Source organism: Flavobacterium aquicola, assembly GCF_003385115.1.
GTDB lineage: Bacteria > Bacteroidota > Bacteroidia > Flavobacteriales > Flavobacteriaceae > Flavobacterium > Flavobacterium aquicola.
Genome location: NZ_QUNI01000002.1, coordinates 214,773 through 233,211, shown reverse-complemented (window position 1 = coordinate 233,211; position 18,439 = coordinate 214,773). Strand labels below are relative to the sequence as shown.

Below are 18,439 nucleotides of genomic sequence, written 5' to 3'. Positions count from 1 at the left end.
AAGTAAAATAATTATGAGAAAAAATATAATTAGAGCAGCAACAGTAGCAGGAATACTATTACTTGCTGTAGCCTGCGAAAAACCGGAAATAGGTTATTTAAGCGATAATATTTTTTACAATAATAGTATCTATTATGTAGAAAGAGGAAAAACTACTTATTCTTCTCCCATTGTAGCTAATGGTTCTTCGTCTCCTCTAAATGTTGAGCTTTTAAAAGTAAAAGATTCAGAAGGAAAAGATGTAACCGAAGTTTTTAAGAAACCTCAGAATATTAAGGTATATGACCAGCCGGTGACTTATCTGGATTCTACTATGGCTTTGCTTAATTCCAGATTTAAAGACAGTATTGTGCAGCCATTTAGAATAAATCCTATCGGAGGACGCATGGAGTTTACTCCGGCAACGACTTATCTGCCGGGAGGTACTTATTCAATAGATTTGAAGGTAAGTAATACAAAAGGAGAGAAAACCATAGAAGATGCTGCTAAAATTGTTTTAACAAATTCTACCGGAGCACCTTATTCATTAGTTTTTAAAAGGGTTAGAGATTATTCTGATGGTTCTACCCTGAATAATACAGATGATGAAAACATAACAGTAGATGTAGATTATGTTCCTGGCACTCAAGAGGAAACGAAATGTATTTATAAATTCGTTGATAAAAATGGAGTCGCTTTTAACCCAAAAGCAGGCGAGATTAGCAGATGGTTGCCAACATGGCCTTGGTTAAATAACTGGGATCCTTATTTTAAACCTGTTCTGACAGATACAGCGATTGAACATCAGATGCCGGGTTTAATTGGTTTTACATTTCCTTATTTTAATGTTGTTGTTGTTGAAGGACAAATGTGGGATCAAGGCGGTGATGCTCTTTCCTATTTTAAAATTCCAAAAGGGCATCTTAATGAGTACAATGTAAATATACAGGTAGCTTTTGCTTTTCGTTTTCATGCACAGGGGACATATAATATAACAGTGCACTTGCATAAACTAACCAGAAAATAATTTAAATATAATTGAGATGAAAAAATTAATTTTATATACATGCGTATTACTTTCTGGGTTATTCGTGTCCTGTAACGACTCGGAAGATGAAAGTTTAAATGAAAGGACGAGTTTTAATGCTGATCTGTATTTTGAGACCTATGGATTTCAGGCAGCAAAAATGTCAACAGTAGATGAGGAATTTAGCTATTCGCTGAAAATAATCAACAAAGATGATCAGCCTCTGAACGTAACTTTAAAAATTGACGAACAGCTTTTAAAAGACTACAATAGTTTTCAGGAAAGCAATTATAAAATACTTCCGGAAGCTTACTATACGCTAACCAAGTCATTAGAACTTAAAGCAGTCGAAACTACTTTGCCGATTGTTTTTAATATTAAAAAAATTGTAGATGAGTTAGGTTTAGAAGCTTCTGCAAATTATGTGATTCCAATAAAACTGCAGTCAAACAGCGGTGAGACAGTTAACAGCGAAGTAGGTACTCAGGCTCTGGTACATGTAGCTATATCAAAACCGACTGTTATTTTCGACAAAAATGTACTGAAATATACTATTGATGATACAGTAGCTAAACCAGTTTTGAAAATTTTGGCTAAATATGATTTTGATAATCTGGATATTTCCAAAGTAATCTTTACTGCGAATCCAAGTAAAGTAGCAGCTTATAATACAGCTAATAATACCAATTATGTGAGTTTTCCAGCAGGCAGCTATAGTTTTCAATCGATAGTGGCTGACGAAAGCAAGCATGAATTAACAATAACCTATCTGCTCGATCCAAAAGTGATCAATACAGAAAGTACAGATTCGTATATGCTGCCATTGGATTTTTCATCAGGTGAATATGCTTTTGCACCAGATACTGCAATTTATCTGGATCTGAGTTTCCATTCTACAAAACCAGTTTATGAGGGAGTTTTTGAGTTAGTGACAAATCAGCCGCCTACTAATGATTATTCGGGTTATCAGGTTACTATAGATTTAGCTCAGGCAGCACAGCTGTTAAAAACTACAGAAGCCGATTTAAAAAGCAATATTGTTTTTTATGGTATCAATAAAGACGATAGAACTCTAATAAAAGGTTATACGGCAAATCCTCCTGGCTTTTGGTTTAGCAAAAACGGTAATGCAGAGGGCTACAATGATAATTCGCTGGTATATGTAGAATATGCCCCCGATGGTATATTCAATGTGGGCCAATTTCCAAATTCAACAGTATCGGGCGATACCTATGTTGTCTCAATGGCTTTGGTACATAACGGTCTAATGGTGAGATATAATATTACACTAAACATAAATTAGTTTTTTATTTCTTTAAAAAAAGGGTAACCAGTTTAACTGCTGGTTACCCTTTTTTTTTAGGATGATTGAAATATTTAGTTTAGAAAATTTGTAGTTACTAACTCCCTTTCCTTTAGAGAGGGTTGGGGTGAGGTTAACTAAGGGAGTAATCCATTAAATTTTTATTAGCCTTCAAGGCATATATAACAACTGAATAGCTGTAAAAAGCACTTAAATAGTTAAAAACAACAATCAATTAATTAAAAAGCACAATTTATTAATTAAAAAGGGCAATTAATTAATCGAAAAGCACAATTTATTAATTAAAAAGAGCAATTAATTAATCAAAAAGGACAATTTATTAATTAAAAATATCAATTAATTAATCAAAAAGGACAATTTATTAATTAAAAAGCATACTTTATAAAGTAAAAAGAACAATTTATTAATTAAAAAGCATACTTTAATTATTAAAAAGTATAATCCATCTTTAAATTACCTGCTGGTCATCGTTATTTTTTTATACAGCCAGTGTAAAAAAGCAGAGAGTTAAGGTGTTAAGCTGCTGGTAAAGCAGCTTTGTCTATTTATACTAATGTTTTAATATTTTCTGTTCTATTATATCTAAAATAATATACATCAATAGCTCCCGTCTCCTTTGGAGAGGGGTTTGGGGTTGAGGTTTTAGGACTGGCTTCTATTATATCTTTATTTGGCATACTAAACGAAGGATAACTTTGGACATAAATTTTCATTATCAAAATAAATTCCCGACTTTAGATATCTTTTTTATGCAATATCTAATCAGATAAGTGCCAAAAAATATTTTAGATAAGATAATATAGTATATGGTTAGGATAAAATATAGTTGTGCAGATTATCATAATTGCATTTAATTTTACAAATATCAAAATACATAGCAGTAAGCAGAAATATTTCGCAGCGGATATTCATTGTCACAATCGAATTATTGATAAATATGTATTCAAGCAGATCTTATCAAAGATGTTTAGAACGATAGAACAATAGGGTTTGTCTTTGATTAAAAATTCTTTCAGATAAAAAAAATAAAGACTTTAAGGTTAAATAAATATTGAAAAAAGCTAATTATGAAATTATATAAGATTTTTATTTGTGCAATGATAGGTTTTGGTTCCATGAATACATCTGTTCTGGCACAAGGCGATCAGATTTTGGACGGTATTGGAGAAACAGGACTGATTGCCCGTTATGTTTTAGACGGTGATACAAAGGACTGGTCACGAAATAACCTACACGGCAAAATTTCGGAGTCTAAATTGAATTTCATTAATGATGAATTATTTGGTAAAGTGCTTTCCGTATCTGCAGAAAACAAAGCTTTTGTTGCAATTCCCGGAGAAGCTTTTGCCGGCGAAGAATCACTTACTATATCAGGATGGATTTATCTGCGCTCTGCACAGCGCAATCAGTATTTTTTCGATTTTGGAAAAAATGCTAAATCACATTTTTTTGCTGCACCGGCGGGAACCAAAGAAGATGCTGGCTTTCATACTGAAGTTATTTCAGGTTCGGGTATAAAATATAAAACAGATTCACCAGCTTTGGAAGTTAATAAGTGGAATCATGTAGCAATTGTTATTGATATTCCTTCGCAGTCATTAAATACTTATGTAAACGGTGTTCTTGTAAATGCTGCGAAGAACGTAAAACTCAAATTGGAGCAGCTGTTTGATACTACTGCAGGTACTAATAACATGCTGTATATAGGAAAATCATTTTTATCTGAGGATTCTTATCTAAATGCAAAACTGCATGATTTACGATTGTACCGAGTTCCATTAACTGAGAAAGAAATTGGAAAAATCTATCATAATGCATTAAAAGAAGAAGGGGTAGAGGAAGAAGAAACTGAAACTGCAGCAGGCGATCTGCCAAAGTTTTCAAAGACTACACCTCAGTTGTACAATCAATATCTAACAAGTGTTTCTGATGTTAAAATAGAGACAGTGGTAGGAAGTCTTCCGCGATTACCGCGCTATTTAAAAGGTGTTTACAAAAATGGAATTGAGGGTCAGGAAGTACGTGTTATCTGGCCTGCGCCAAAAGATAATACATCAGTGCTAAAGGCTGGGCAGTACACGGTAGAAGGATTTGTGGCAGGCACTGACTTAAAGCCAAAAGCAGTTGTTACTGTAAAAACGGCTAAAGAAACTGCGACACCTGATCTTAAGTTAAAAGCTTTCAATCTGGACGAAGTGTCATTAGATTCGGATCTTCACGGACACAATACAAAATTTATAGAAAACCGCGATAAGTTCATAAAAACCCTTGCTAAGACAAATCCAGATTCTTTCCTGTATATGTTTCGCAATGCTTTTGGTCAAGTACAGCCCGAAGGAGCAGATGCTTTGGGAGTATGGGACACTCAGGACACTAAATTACGCGGACACGCGACGGGACATTACTTAACAGCAATTGCTCAGGCGTATGCCGGCACTGGATATGACAAAGAATTACACAAGAATTTTGCTGATAAGATGGATTATATGGTTAATACACTTTATCAATTGGCACAAATGTCAGGACAGCCACAAACAGCAGGAGGTCCTTCTGTGTCAGATCCTACAGCCGTTCCTAAAGGTCCGGGGAAAACAGAGTATGATTCGGATTTGAGCAGTGAAGGCATGCGTACCGATTATTGGAATTGGGGTAAAGGTTTCATTAGTGCCTATCCTCCGGATCAATTCATAATGCTGGAAAAAGGAGCAAAATACGGTGGACAGAAAACACAAATTTGGGCTCCATATTATACTCTACATAAGATACTTGCTGGATTGATGGATATATATGAAGTGAGTGGTAATGAAAAAGCTCTTCAAGTTGCCAAAGGTATGGGTACTTGGGTGCATTCGCGTATGGCTAAGCTGCCAACCGAGACACTTATTACCATGTGGAACACCTACATTGCCGGAGAGTTTGGAGGAATGAATGAGGCTATGGCAAGACTTTACAGAATAACGAATGACAAACAATATCTGGAAGTTGCCCAAATGTTCGACAACATCAAAGTATTTTATGGAGATGCACAGCATTCCCACGGTCTGGCGAAAAACGTAGATACTTTCCGCGGACTGCATGCCAACCAGCATATACCGCAGATTATGGGAGCGCTGGAAATGTATCAGGATTCCAGTACTCCTGATTATTACCGTATTGCTGATAATTTTTGGTACAAAACCACAAGTGATTATATGTACAGTATTGGGGGAGTAGCCGGAGCAAGCAACCCTGCAAATGCAGAATGTTTTATCAGCCAGCCGGCTACAATTTATGAAAACGGTTTTTCGGCAGGAGGACAAAATGAAACTTGTGCAACCTATAACATGCTGAAATTGACTAGTAATCTGTTTCTTTACGATCAGCGTGCCGAATATATGGATTACTACGAACGCGGTCTTTATAATGATATTCTTGCTTCGGTTGCAGAGAATACCCCAGCCAATACATATCATATTCCATTGCGCCCAGGTTCAGTAAAACAGTTTGGAAATGCAAGAATGAATGGTTTTACCTGCTGTAATGGAACAGCTTTAGAAAGCAACACAAAGTTTCAGAATTCGATTTATTTCAAGAGTATTGATAACCAGGCTTTGTATGTAAACCTCTATGTGCCTTCTACATTAAAATGGGCGGAAAGAAATGTAACAATAGTACAAAAAACTGATTTTCCTAATGAAGATCATACACTTTTAACGATTAACGGCGAAGGAAAATTTGATGTTAATGTGCGTGTTCCAAGCTGGGCGATCAAAGGCTTTTTTGTAAAAATAAACGGTAAGGAAGAAAAAGTTAAAGCAGTTCCGGGAAGCTATCTTTCTTTAAGCCGTAAATGGAAAAATGGTGATACAATCGAACTGAAAATGCCATTTCAGTTTCATCTAGACCCAGTAATGGATCAGCAGAATATTGCTAGTTTATTTTACGGACCTATTCTGCTTGCAGCTCAGGAATCCGAGCCATTAAAAGAATGGAGAAAAGTAACATTCGACGCTAAAGACATAAGTAAATCGATAAATGGTGATCCAGAGAAATTACAATTTGTTATTGACGGAGTTATTTTTAAGCCTTTTTATAACACCTATGGACGCCATTCGGTTTATTTGGATGTAACACTAAAATAAATTTCAAGATTAAAAAAACTAAAAAATAAATAGATAAACACTAACCATGGGAAATATAAAATACAGAATTGGCTTTTTACTATTCTTAGCGGGTACATTATGTACTCAAGCCCAAGATTACTGGAGCAGAATCGAAAAGAAAGAGCCTACTTTAGGTATTGCTGAGGTATATCAAAAATACAGCACTCCCGCTTTTCAGTTAAAATTGGTCAAAGCATCACAGACAGTTGCAGGTCTTAGATCTAATAAAAATCTGAACTTTGATTTTACACCAAGCGACAGACTGGAAATTAGAGACAAAGACGGTTTATATCATTTAGGAGATATCAATCTGAAAATTAAAGAAGGAAACGCTGGCTGGAAAAGTTATTCTACCGCAGCAAAACGCGGGACAGTTACACCTTTGGAAACTTCACAGAAAATTTTAGCTGCAGCAGATTTAGCCAATACGCTGCCTGCTGATATTCCGGTTACGATTAAAAGATATTATGAAACCAGTGGCAATGATTTGGTTTTAAGATTCGTAATCACCAACAAAACAGCTGCTAATATTGAAATTGGAGCTTTAGGAATTCCAATGATTTTCAATAATATTCTTGAAGGCAAATCCCTTAATGAAACACATGCTCAAAATGTATTCTTTGACCCATACATTGGAATGGATGCAGGATATCTTGAGGTTAAAAGATTAAGTGGAGAAGGACCGGCGCTAGTAGTAATGCCCGAAGAAAATATGGCTTTTGAAGCGTATCGCCCATTAAATGATGATCCAACTCCAAGAAGTATCGTTTTTGAAGGATTTCATGAATGGATGGTATACAGCAAAGCCTATGCTGAGAATGAATGGAAAGGCGTAGAACAATGGAACAAGCCTACATCATTAATTTTGAAAGCTAACGAATCCAAAAGTTTCGCCATAAAATTGGCATTGTCAGAAGGAATTGAGGACATCCAGAATATACTTGTAAAAGAAGAACTTCCTGTAGCGACAAGTATTCCTGGATATGTTCTTCCGCAGGATATCAAATCACAGTTATTTTTAAATTATAAAAGCGAAGTAAGCTCATTCGAAATTGAGCCAAAAGGCGCACTTCAAATAAAAGAAGACGGTAAAACTGTCAAAGGATTAAAGAAATATATAGTTAGCGGTGTAAAATGGGGAGGTGCCAGATTAACAATCAATTATAAAAATGGTATAAAACAAACTATTAATTACAAAGTAATCAAGTCAGAACCTGAAGTTATTAAAGATTTTGGTCATTTCCTGACAACTGCACAATGGTTTGATCAGCCTGATCCAATTTTTAAAAGAAACCCTTCTGTAATCAGTTATGATTATGAAACCAAAAAACAGCTTACACAAGACAGCCGTGCATGGGTAGCAGGTTTAAGTGACGAAGGCGGAGCAGGAGGCTGGCTGGCTGCTATAATGAAACAGCTTATTCAGCCTGATAAGGAAGAAATTAAAAAATTAGAGCAGTTTGTAGATAAAACGCTTTGGGGAAATATTCAATACAGTGAAGGAAAGAACAAATACGGAGTTAAAAAAAGTGTTTTCTATTATGAGCCGGATTCTTTGCCAAAGGGAACTTACAGTAAAGATATTGATTACTCTACTTGGGCTGCATGGAAACATAAAGACGCAAATGATCCAGGAAGATCGTATAATTATCCTCACGTAGCTGCAGCCTACTGGACATTGTACCGATTAGCAAGATACAATACAGGTTTAGTTACCAGCAAGTCTTGGGACTGGTATTTAAAACAAGCCTATTATACATCTATAGCAATGACTGAGCAGGCTCCATACTATGCACAGTTTGGTCAAATGGAAGGTTCTATATTTTTATATATTTTAGAGGATTTGAAGACAGAAAATCTTACTGATATGTCGTCCAAATTAGAATCCAATATGAAAGAAAGAGCGAATCACTGGAGAGCACTTGAATATCCTTTTGGAAGTGAAATGCCATGGGATTCTACAGGTCAGGAAGAGGTATATATGTGGTCTGATTATTTTGGATATGAGGAAAAGGCAGATGTTACTCTAAACGCAATTTTGGCTTATATGCCTACAATGCCGCACTGGGCATATAATGGAAATGCGCGCAGATACTGGGATTTCTTATACGGCGGAAAATTATCAAGAGTAGAGCGTCAGATTCATCATTACGGATCTTCGTTAAATGCCATTCCAGTATTAAAACAATATAGAAAAAAATCGGATGATCTTTATTTATTGAAAGTGGGTTATGGAGGTCTTTTAGGAGGTATTTCAAACATTACTCAAGATGGATTTGGTCCAGCCGCATTTCACTCCTATCCAACAGAATTAAGAATTGATTATATCTCTGGAGATTATGGTTCTGGTTTTTATGGCTATGCAGTTAATACGGCTACTTATATTACAAAAGAAGATGATTTAGGATGGTTGGCCTTTGGAGGTAATATCACCACAAAAGGAGATGTAGTCGAAGTAAAAATAACAACCGCTTCAAAATCGAAAGTATTTATTGCCCCAAAACAATTGTGGTTAACATTAGATGCTGGAACTTTTGAAAAAGTAACCTATAACACAAAAACAGATGAGGTTGAGATTACCTTAAATGCTGCAAATGAGTTTACACCAAACGCTTATTTAAGAATAAACAAAGATATTACGCTGCCTTACACCAAAGTAAGAGGTGCATACGAAATACCTTTGCAAAAGAAAAGCATTCAGATAAAATTACAGCAAAAATAATTCTTAGTGGTTTGAGGGTTATACTGGGGCAAAGGCAATTTTAGAGATTGCCTTTGTTGTTTTTTAAAATTAATGTCTTAAAATGATGAAAAAGAACATATTGTTTATCCATGCACTGCTATTGTTTATAGTAAGCAGCTATGGGCAGGAAAAAGTAAATGTTAACTTGTCTAACGCTGGAAATCCTATTTTACCAGGCTATTTTGCAGATCCTACTATTAAAAAATTTGGAGATACGTATTACATCTATGCTACTACCGATAACGAAATGCTGGCATCAGGTGCGCCGACAGTCTGGTACAGCAAAGATTTACAAAACTGGTATAATTATATCATGGAAATTCCTCCATTTACATCAAAACCAATTACCAATTTTTGGGCACCGGATATCGTAGTAGGCAATGACGGAAAGTATTATCTGTATTTTGGAAACTGCGAAATTGGTTGTAATATATACGGTTATGTGTCGGATACTCCAATTGGGCCATGGAAAAAATTAGACGAAAACGACAAACCAGTTATTTCTAATGGTTATCCAAGAGAAGGTTTTCCATCGTTGGATGCGCAGTTTTTTAGAGATACTGACGGCAAAATATACAGCTATTGGGGAACTTGGGTACACTACAATGGCGGCTATGCCGTGGGTGAACTCAATGGTTCTACAATGAAGGAGATGATGAATTCAAAAAACATTCCGCTGAGCCAGACTCCAAAGCCTTTTGAAGCAGCATATATGATGAAAAAAGGAAACAAATACATCTTAATGTATTCCGGTGATTCCTGCCATGATGAAACTTACAATGTCAGATATTCGTATGCAGATACGCCTTATGGTCCATTTACCGAAGGTGCTAACAACCCAATTTTGAGCACTACCGAAGACAAAACCACGCATGGTCCTGGTCATCATTCGGTTTTACAGGATGGAGACGATTATTATATTGTTTATCATAAACATGATTATCCAATGACCCGCGGCGGTCTTGCAAGACAGGTCTGTATTGATAAAATGATTTTTGAAAATGACTATACCATAAAAGCCGTTGTGCCTACTTCTAAAGGTATCGGGAATATTGTAAAATCGAATATGCCTGAAAATATTGCTTTAAATGCAAGTGCAACAGCATCTTCTTATTATCATCTGCAGTCATTAGAATACGATTATAAATACGAGCCTAATTTTGCGACTGACAGCAATAATGCTACTATGTGGAAAGCGGGCAGTAATAAGTTTCCGCAAGATTTGACAATAGATTTAGGCAGTGTAAAAAGTATAAAAAGGGTAATGACCCAATTTGAATTTGCAAGTTACTATTATCAGTATACTTTGGAGTATTCTGCAGACGGCAAAGACTGGAAAGTATACGCAGACAAATCTAAAAATCACACCGCAGGCAGTCCAATGATTGATGATAATGACATCTCGGCGCGTTATTTAAAACTAACAGTTCTGGGTACCGAAAAATCAGGACTTTATGCTGCAGTCTGGAATATTAAAGTATATAGTTCGCTGTTTGAAATACCGCTGCAGTTAGAAAACAAAAAATCAAATAGAGAGCCAGCTGCTGTAAGTTCTCATAAAATGCTGGTTGATCTTGATATTGTCAATGATAAACAGACAAACTCACTGACTAAAATGTCAAATAAAGGTTCGATAGGAGGTACATTTATAAAAGAGGGAGACGTAACTCTGGCAGCAGATAACGAAGGCATAAAAGCGATTAAATTTACTAATGGTGCTTTAGTTTTAGATAAACCTGTTCCTAAAAGTCTGGCTTGGAATGGTTCTTACACGGTTGCCACTTGGGTAAAGAATCCTCAAATAGATAAAGAAGGCGAAATGCTGGCTTCCTGGTGTGACAGAAATCAATATAACTTAGCAAATTCATACAATGCATTGGCTTACAACAGCGGGCATTACGGCGCTGCGCCGCATTTGGACGGTCATTTTGATATGAGGTATAAAAAATTGCCTGAACAAAATAAATGGCATCATATCGTATTGACTTTTGATGGTGTCGTAGAGAAAATTTATGTAGATGGCGTACTTGATAATTCACAGAATATGATGCTGTCATCAGCGGTTGATAAAGCTAAAATCATTATTGGTGCTTCGGATGTCGGCGAAAATTACACCGGTTATATGACTTCTTTAAAAATGTATGATTATGCTCTTGCAAAAGAAGAGATAACCAGCCTGATGAAAACATCGGCACCCAAAAAAGGCAAAGGTTCAAAAAAATAAAATAATGTTTAAGTAACAGAATTTAAAGATGAAAAAAAGACTATTGATTGTATGCGGTTTAGTGCTGTCCATGTATCAGGCTTCGGCTCAAACGTATGAGATTAAATCTCCGGACGGGCGCATTCAGATAAAAATAAATAATTCAGACAAAATTTCATGGTCAGCCTCATTAAACGGCAATTTAATCATTGAAAATGCAGAAGCTGGAATGGATTTTTCAGCCAGTACCGATTTTGGAATTAATCCGAAGGTTAAAAATCACACGATCAAAAGTGTTTCCGAAAATATTCATGCTGTAATATCGCATAAAGATTCTGATATAAAAGACCAATATACAGAGCTTTCGATTACCTATCAGGGGAATTACAAACTTAATTTTCGTGCTTACAACGACGGTGCCGCCTATCAGTTCATAGATGAAGCCAAAGCAAAGCGCGAGGTGATTTCAGAGAAAGTTTCTTTTACTTTTCCAAAAGGATCACGTTCACTGTTTCCTCAGGAAGAATCGATGTATTCCCATAATGAGCGTTTGTATATAGACAAAGCGCTGCCCGAAATTGCTTCAAAGGATTTTTGCAGCCTTCCAGTACTTTTTACCACAGATAAAGCAAAGGTTTTATTTACTGAAACAGCTCTTATCGATTATCCAGGTTTGTTCTTAAAAGGGAATGGAAACACAACTTTGGACGCCATTTTTCCTAAATATGTTTTAGAAGCAGTTGATAAAAACGGAAATTCAGACCGTGTGCAGACCATCAAAAAAGAGGCTGATTATATAGCGAAAGCATCTGGTGCAAGAGCTTATCCTTGGCGTGTATTTATGATAAGCGATGATGACCGTACATTTGTAGAAAGCAATCTGGCGTATCAATTGGCAAAACCAAATGTTCTTAAAAACACAGATTGGATAAAACCAGGAAAAGTTGCGTGGGACTGGTACAATGCCAATAATATTTTTGGTGTTGACTTTAAAGCGGGTCTAAACACAGAAACCTACAAGTATTTTATTGATTTTGCTTCCAAAAATAAAATCGAATATGTGATTCTTGATGAAGGCTGGACAAAATCGACTACACAGATTCTGGACTTTAATCCTGATATCGATGTCAAAGAACTGATTCGTTATGGAAAAGAGAAAGGCGTTGGGATAATTCTTTGGGTACTTTGGAAACCATTGGATGCAAACCTCCTGCAGATTCTTGAAACATACAAAAGCTGGGGTGCCAAAGGTATCAAAATTGACTACATGCAGCGAAACGATCAGTATATGGTAAACTCTTATGAGCAGATTGCCAGAGAGTGTGCCAAACTTGAGATGCTGGTCGATTTTCATGGTGCATTCAAGCCTTCAGGGTTAGAGCGTATGTATCCTAATGTTATGAATTACGAAGGCGTAAGAGGTAATGAAAATAACAAATGGAGCGACGAAATCACGCCAGAGCATACAGTAACTATTCCGTTTATACGTATGGCGGCAGGGCCTATGGATTTTACGCCAGGTTCGATGATTAATAAAGAACCTAAGAATTTTTCCATCAGTTTTACGCGTCCAATGACTTTGGGTACACGTGCGCATCAGGTTGCGATGTATGTGGTGTATGAAGCACCGCTGCAGATGATGTGTGAGTCACCTTCGATTTATTATAAAGAACAGGAAACGGTAGATTATATTACGCAGATACCAACTGTCTGGGACGAGACCAAAGTCCTTCACGGTTCTGTTGGAAATTATATTGTCGTTGCTAGAAAAAAGGCTGATAAATGGTTTATTGGTGGCATGACAGATTCAGATGCCAGAGAACTGCCTATAGATCTTTCTTTCCTTGGTGACGGTTCTTTTTCGATGGAAGCATACGCAGACGGCAGCAATGTAGATACCTACGCACAGGACTATAAAATAGATACGCTGAAAGTAGATAAAAACTCAAAGATAACTGCAAAAATGGCATCTGGCGGAGGCTGGTCAGCAATTATTACAAAAAACTAATAAGCAATGAACAACTTTATAAAAAGCATCAGTCTTATTTTTTTAGTATTTTTTGGCGTAAGCAATGCTCAGGAAAAAACTTCAAAAAAATTATTCATTCCTGCTAAAGTCTGGTACGTGCCGGAAAACAATAATTATGATGCTCCGGACAGTGACTACAGTTACAGCCGTATGATAGAATCGGATAATATTGCGATGTTTTGGCACAAAGAATACGGCAGCGACCCAATGCTAAATGCTGATGAGAAAAAGCGCTTTGATCCAAAGCAGGCAATCGCCGAATGTGAGCGCTTTTATAATTTTTATGTAAATGATTTAAAGCTAGTGCAGAAGGGACACTACTCGGTAAGTGATAAATACAAACTGCTGATTTATGTTTTTGGTGGTGATGAAAACACAGCTTTTGGCGGCGGAGAAGGAGAAGTTGGAGTTTTATGGACTCCTGCTGCCCGAATAAATAAAATTCCGTACGGAGCATTGGCACATGAAATTGGCCATTCGTTTCAATACATGAGCCAAGTCGACAGCAAAACGGGTCCTGATGGTCCTGTGATGGAAATGTCTGCGCAATATATGCTTTGGCAGGTATATCCTGAATGGATGACTTTTGAAAATTACCATCTTAAAGATTTTCTAAAAGGAACGCATTATGCTTTTCTGCATCCTGTAAATATGTACCATTCGCCTTATGTACTGGAGTACTGGTCACAAAAACACGGTATAGAATTTTGGGGAAACCTGTGCAGATCGACTCAGACGGGAGAAGATGTAGTGATGACTTACAAAAGAATTAACAGCTTTTCACAAGAGCAGTTCAATGATGAAATATTTGATGCTTCCCGAAAATTTATCACTTGGGATTTGAAAAGGGTGGAGGATGTGGCAAAACCGTATCGAAATATGCATACCGCCAAATTGAACCAGACCGAAGATGGATGGTATCAGATAGATGCCTCTAATTCGCCTCAGGATTATGGTTATAATGGCATTAAACTTACCGTACCAACGGCGGGAACAAAAGTTAAATTGAGTTTTAAAGGTTTGGCTGGAGCCAATGGTTATACTTCTGTTTTAAAAGAAAAAGCCGGCTGGCGTTACGGTTTTGTAGCATCATTAAAAGATGGAAACCGAGTGTACAGCAAAGTTTTTAAGAATGATGGCAAAGCCGAATTTACAGTGCCAAAAAACACCGAATTTTTATGGCTGGTTGTCAGCGGTGCGCCCACAGAGCATGAAAAACATTCTTTTGGCAATGAAAAAGAAGAATATAGAAGTTTCCCTTATAAGGTAAATATAGTCAATGCAAAACCTCTTTAAATTATAACACTAGCTGAATAATATAAAAAACAATGGAGCTTGATTAAAAGCTCCATTGTTTTTTATAATAATAAAATTTGTTTCAATCCATTTAATAGCTTCTCAGCGTCTCAATATCTTCAGCAGTTTTGGCAAGAGGCTTGCCTAACAATCTATAGGCATCATTTGTAATTAAGAAATCTTCTTCGATGCGGATGCCTCCAAAATTTCGGTAGGCTTGGACTTTATCATAATTAATGAATTCGCTGTATTTCTTTTCGGCCTGCCATTGGTCTATTAATTCTGGGATAAAATATATACCGGGTTCTACTGTCAGCACAAATCCTTCTTCCAGTTCTTTTCCAAGACGCAGTGATTTCAGTCCAAATTCGGTGCTCTTTTTTAAAGTATCGGTATAACCAATATATTCTTCTCCAATGTTTTCCATATCATGCACATCCATTCCCATCATATGTCCTAAACCGCATTGAAAGAATAGAGTATGAGCACCTGCTGCTACAGCTTCGTCCAAATCTCCTTTGACTAAACCAAGAGATTTTAATCCAGTTAAAATTTCTTTACAGGCTGTAAGATGTGAATTTTTAAATAAAGTCCCAGGTTTTAGAGTTGCTATTGCAGCTTCCTCTGCCTGCAGAACGATATTGTATATTTCTTTCTGCTGGGTTGTAAAAGTAGATGAAACAGGAAAAGTTCTGGTCATATCTCCTGCATAGTGCATGCAGTTTTCGGCACCGCTGTCGCACAAAACCAATTGTCCTTCCTGCAGAATATTAGCCCCCGCATGATTGTGCAAATATTGTCCGTTTACGGTTAAAATCGTTGGAAAGGCAAGATGACCCCCAAGACTAGTGGCAGTACTTTCTACCTGAGCAGCAACTTCATATTCGGCCATTCCCGGGCGGGCCGTTTGTATTGCTTTTAGATGCATGGCTGCTGTAATGTCAACTGCTTTCTCAATTTCAGCTACTTCTTCGTTAGTCTTATAGGAACGCTGCGCCACAATAGCTTTTGATAAAACAACTGACGCATTTGCAGCTAATAAAGATGGATTAATTTCCAGCCAGCTGCTCAGTTTTAAAGTTATCGCAGAACGATAAGGCGGCAGAAAATGTAAAGCCTTTTTTTGCTGCAGAGCGTTTTTAATTATCGCTTCCGCAAAAGAGAATGGCTGTACAGCAGTAATACCTGATTTCTCGGCAGAAATAGCCAGTGATTCCTGAGGTCCGGTCCATACCGTCTGTTCAATTGTTAAATCATCGCCAAATAATATTTCAATATCTGCATCGACATCAATTAACAAAAATAGGGAAGGGCGGTCAATTCCTGAATAGTACAAAAAACTGCTGTCCTGTCTAAAATGATAGATATTATCTCTGTAATTCATTCCGACCTCTTCATTACCCGGAAATATAATAAGTCCGCTGCCTACTGCTTTTTTTAGGACTTGTCTTCTATGGATATAAGTTTCTCTGCTAAACATTTTTTTATGTTATTTGTGTATAAAATGATATTATCTTCCTCCGCCTGGACAGTGTTCTTGCAGATATTTAGTGAATAACTGCGCTAAATGTTCAGAGGTTCCTTCCCCTTCATTAATGCTGTGGGTACGATTTGGATAGCTCATCATTTCAAAATATTTCCCGTTTTTTATTAATTCGTTGATAAGCATTTCCGCCCCCTGATAATGCACATTATCGTCTCCGGTACCATGAACAAGCAATAGGTTTCCTTGAAGATTTTTAGCATAAGTAATCGGTGAGCCTTTTACAAAAGGTTCTTTGTTTTCCTGCGGTAAGCCCATGTAGCGTTCCTGATAGATATTATCGTATAATAATTGATTAGGCACTGATGCAATGGCTATTCCGGTCTTATAAATTTCAGGATATTGGAACATTAAATTTAAGGTTGTCGATCCGCCGCCGCTCCATCCCCAAACGGCAATTCTGTCAGCATCTACAAATGGCCATTTTAATATTTCTTTAGCTGCCAATGCTTGATCTCTAATATTTAAAACACCTATTTTTTGATATATAGATTTTCTCCATTCGGAACCTTTTGGGACTGGAGTCCCTCTGCTGTCTAAACTTATTTGAATATATCCGTCAGCTGCAATATCTCCATTGTATAAAAAGGTGCTGGCATAACCCGCAGCATCTTTTACAGTTGCACCAGCTGGTTCAGTGTAAACATAAAATATAACAGGATATTTTTTTGCGGGATCAAATGGAGTTGGTTTTATGATCCATCCGTCAAGAGTTATGTTGTCGCTAGTAGTAATCTTAATCATTTCTACATTGCCACTTGGAGTTTTATTGCTGCTTATTTCTTTGATTATTTTATTGTCAGCAAGGTTTACCCACTCGGATACCTGCTGGTTTTTATGGTTAGAAAAGCTGTGGGTTGCATATTTTGCATCGGCAGATAAATCATATTCATGAGTACCGATTTCATCGCTAGGAGATACTTTTAGTAATTTTCCTTTTCCGTTAAGTGCTGTTTTGTATAAATACTGTTGTGTAGCATTTTCGGGAGAAGCTAAGAAATAAGCAAAACCAGTTTTTTCATCGATTGCTTCAAGGCTTATTATATCATACTGTCCTTTGGTAATTAAAGTCTCTTTGCCTGTTTTGTCAATGCGGTATAAGTGGCGCCATCCGTCTTTTTCTGAAAGAGAAAGGAAATCTTTTCCGTTATTGATCCATTTCCAGCCTTCATTTTGGGTTGTCTGCACATCAACCCATGAATTGTTTTTCTCCGTATAAATTTGTTTGACTTCTCCGTTTTTAGGATTGCATAAAAATAGTTTTGCTTCGTTTTGTTTGCGGTTCAGCTGTTCAATCATTATAGAAGAACCATCAGGAATCCACTGCATAAGCGGGATATAATGCTGTTTTGAATCACCTGGAACTGCCATCCATGCTGTCTGCTGTGTAGCAATATTAACTACGCCAACTTTACAGGCCGAAGGATCTTCACCAGCTTTTGGGTATTCAATGGGAATGGTGTAAGAGTATAAAGAATCAGTATTATTGATTAGCAGGAAGTTTTTAATTTTAGTAGCATCAATCTGCCAAAACGCAATGCTTTTTCCGTCCGGACTCCAGCGAAAACCGTCTCTGCAGTTGAATTCTTCTTCATAAGCCCAGTCAAAAGTTCCGTTAATTAAGCGGTCGGTTCCGTCGGTGGTCAAAGGTGTTATTTTTCCCGAAGCAATATCTTCTACATACAAATTATGGTTACTCACATAGGCGACTGAATTGTTGTCTGGCGATAATTTGGCAAACATCAGTGAAGATTCCGGTCTGCCTTTTCCTATCTGATGCAGTTTATTGGTTTCTCTATTGAAAAGCCAATAATCACCTCTGGTCTCTTCTCTCCATACTTTTTTAGAATTGGTATAGATTAAAACTAATTTTTCATTTTGGCTGAATTTAAAATCTTTAATATCCAGTGATTTTCCACTTCCTTCTGGAGTAAGCTGGTTTGCTCCGATTATTTTTATCCGATTAAAATCTGGCAATTGGTACTTGATGATTTCTCCTTTTTCGGCATTGTAGAAGCCACTATTGTCGCTGGTCCATTTTATTTTCTGTGCACTGGCTCCAATGAAAAAAAGATTAAGCAGTAAACAGAAAAACAGATGAGTTAATTTCTTCATTTTTTAGGATATTGTAAATTTATTAATAGTAGTCAAAT

Annotated in this window: 9 protein-coding genes; 7 read left to right on the top strand and 2 right to left on the bottom strand. The window is 36.7% G+C overall.

The window, feature by feature from the left end; all coding sequences use genetic code 11:
• Positions 1-13 precede the first annotated feature (13 nt).
• From C8P67_RS03575 to C8P67_RS03545, 7 genes are all read left to right on the top strand, one after another.
• Complete coding sequence (locus C8P67_RS03575) at positions 14-1,006, top strand: hypothetical protein (protein ID WP_115810480.1); 993 nt, start codon at positions 14-16, stop codon at positions 1,004-1,006.
• A gap of 16 nt (positions 1,007-1,022) precedes the next feature.
• The gene (locus C8P67_RS03570; protein ID WP_115810478.1) at positions 1,023-2,309 is read left to right on the top strand and encodes a BT_3987 domain-containing protein; all 1,287 of its coding nucleotides are present in this window, start codon (positions 1,023-1,025) and stop codon (positions 2,307-2,309) included.
• A 1,088-nt stretch (positions 2,310-3,397) separates the two neighbouring features.
• On the top strand, positions 3,398-6,451 hold the full coding sequence (locus tag C8P67_RS03565; RefSeq protein ID WP_115810476.1) for a beta-L-arabinofuranosidase domain-containing protein: 3,054 nt from the start codon (positions 3,398-3,400) through the stop codon (positions 6,449-6,451).
• 46 nt (positions 6,452-6,497) lie between these two features.
• Positions 6,498-9,194, top strand: a complete 2,697-nt coding sequence (locus tag C8P67_RS03560) for a DUF5695 domain-containing protein (RefSeq protein WP_115810474.1) — start codon at positions 6,498-6,500, stop codon at positions 9,192-9,194.
• An 85-nt stretch (positions 9,195-9,279) separates the two neighbouring features.
• Positions 9,280-11,439, top strand: coding sequence for a family 43 glycosylhydrolase (locus tag C8P67_RS03555; protein WP_245980365.1), 2,160 nt, complete (start codon positions 9,280-9,282; stop codon positions 11,437-11,439).
• A gap of 28 nt (positions 11,440-11,467) precedes the next feature.
• Entirely contained in the window at positions 11,468-13,426 is a 1,959-nt protein-coding gene (locus C8P67_RS03550) for a glycoside hydrolase family 97 protein (RefSeq protein ID WP_115810470.1), read from the top strand.
• 6 nt (positions 13,427-13,432) lie between these two features.
• Entirely contained in the window at positions 13,433-14,743 is a 1,311-nt protein-coding gene (locus C8P67_RS03545) for a DUF6055 domain-containing protein (RefSeq protein ID WP_115810468.1), read from the top strand.
• A 91-nt stretch (positions 14,744-14,834) separates the two neighbouring features.
• On the opposite strand, the gene C8P67_RS03540 is transcribed toward C8P67_RS03545, so the two are convergent.
• Positions 14,835-16,223: an aminopeptidase P family protein gene (locus C8P67_RS03540; protein ID WP_115810466.1), complete on the bottom strand. Its 1,389-nt coding sequence runs from the start codon at positions 16,221-16,223 to the stop codon at positions 14,835-14,837.
• Positions 16,224-16,253: 30 nt separating this feature from the next.
• Positions 16,254-18,401: a S9 family peptidase gene (locus C8P67_RS03535; RefSeq protein ID WP_115810464.1), complete on the bottom strand. Its 2,148-nt coding sequence runs from the start codon at positions 18,399-18,401 to the stop codon at positions 16,254-16,256.
• Positions 18,402-18,439 lie beyond the last annotated feature (38 nt).

Bases quoted from the DNA above. Each gene is read 5' to 3' on its own strand.
- C8P67_RS03575 (WP_115810480.1), top strand. From the start codon at position 14: ATGAGAAAAAATATAATTAGAGCAGCAACAGTAGCAGGAATACTATTA.
- C8P67_RS03570 (WP_115810478.1), top strand. From the start codon at position 1,023: ATGAAAAAATTAATTTTATATACATGCGTATTACTTTCTGGGTTATTC.
- C8P67_RS03565 (WP_115810476.1), top strand. From the start codon at position 3,398: ATGAAATTATATAAGATTTTTATTTGTGCAATGATAGGTTTTGGTTCC.
- C8P67_RS03560 (WP_115810474.1), top strand. From the start codon at position 6,498: ATGGGAAATATAAAATACAGAATTGGCTTTTTACTATTCTTAGCGGGT.
- C8P67_RS03555 (WP_245980365.1), top strand. From the start codon at position 9,280: ATGAAAAAGAACATATTGTTTATCCATGCACTGCTATTGTTTATAGTA.
- C8P67_RS03550 (WP_115810470.1), top strand. From the start codon at position 11,468: ATGAAAAAAAGACTATTGATTGTATGCGGTTTAGTGCTGTCCATGTAT.
- C8P67_RS03545 (WP_115810468.1), top strand. From the start codon at position 13,433: ATGAACAACTTTATAAAAAGCATCAGTCTTATTTTTTTAGTATTTTTT.
- C8P67_RS03540 (WP_115810466.1), bottom strand. From the start codon at position 16,223: ATGTTTAGCAGAGAAACTTATATCCATAGAAGACAAGTCCTAAAAAAA.
- C8P67_RS03535 (WP_115810464.1), bottom strand. From the start codon at position 18,401: ATGAAGAAATTAACTCATCTGTTTTTCTGTTTACTGCTTAATCTTTTT.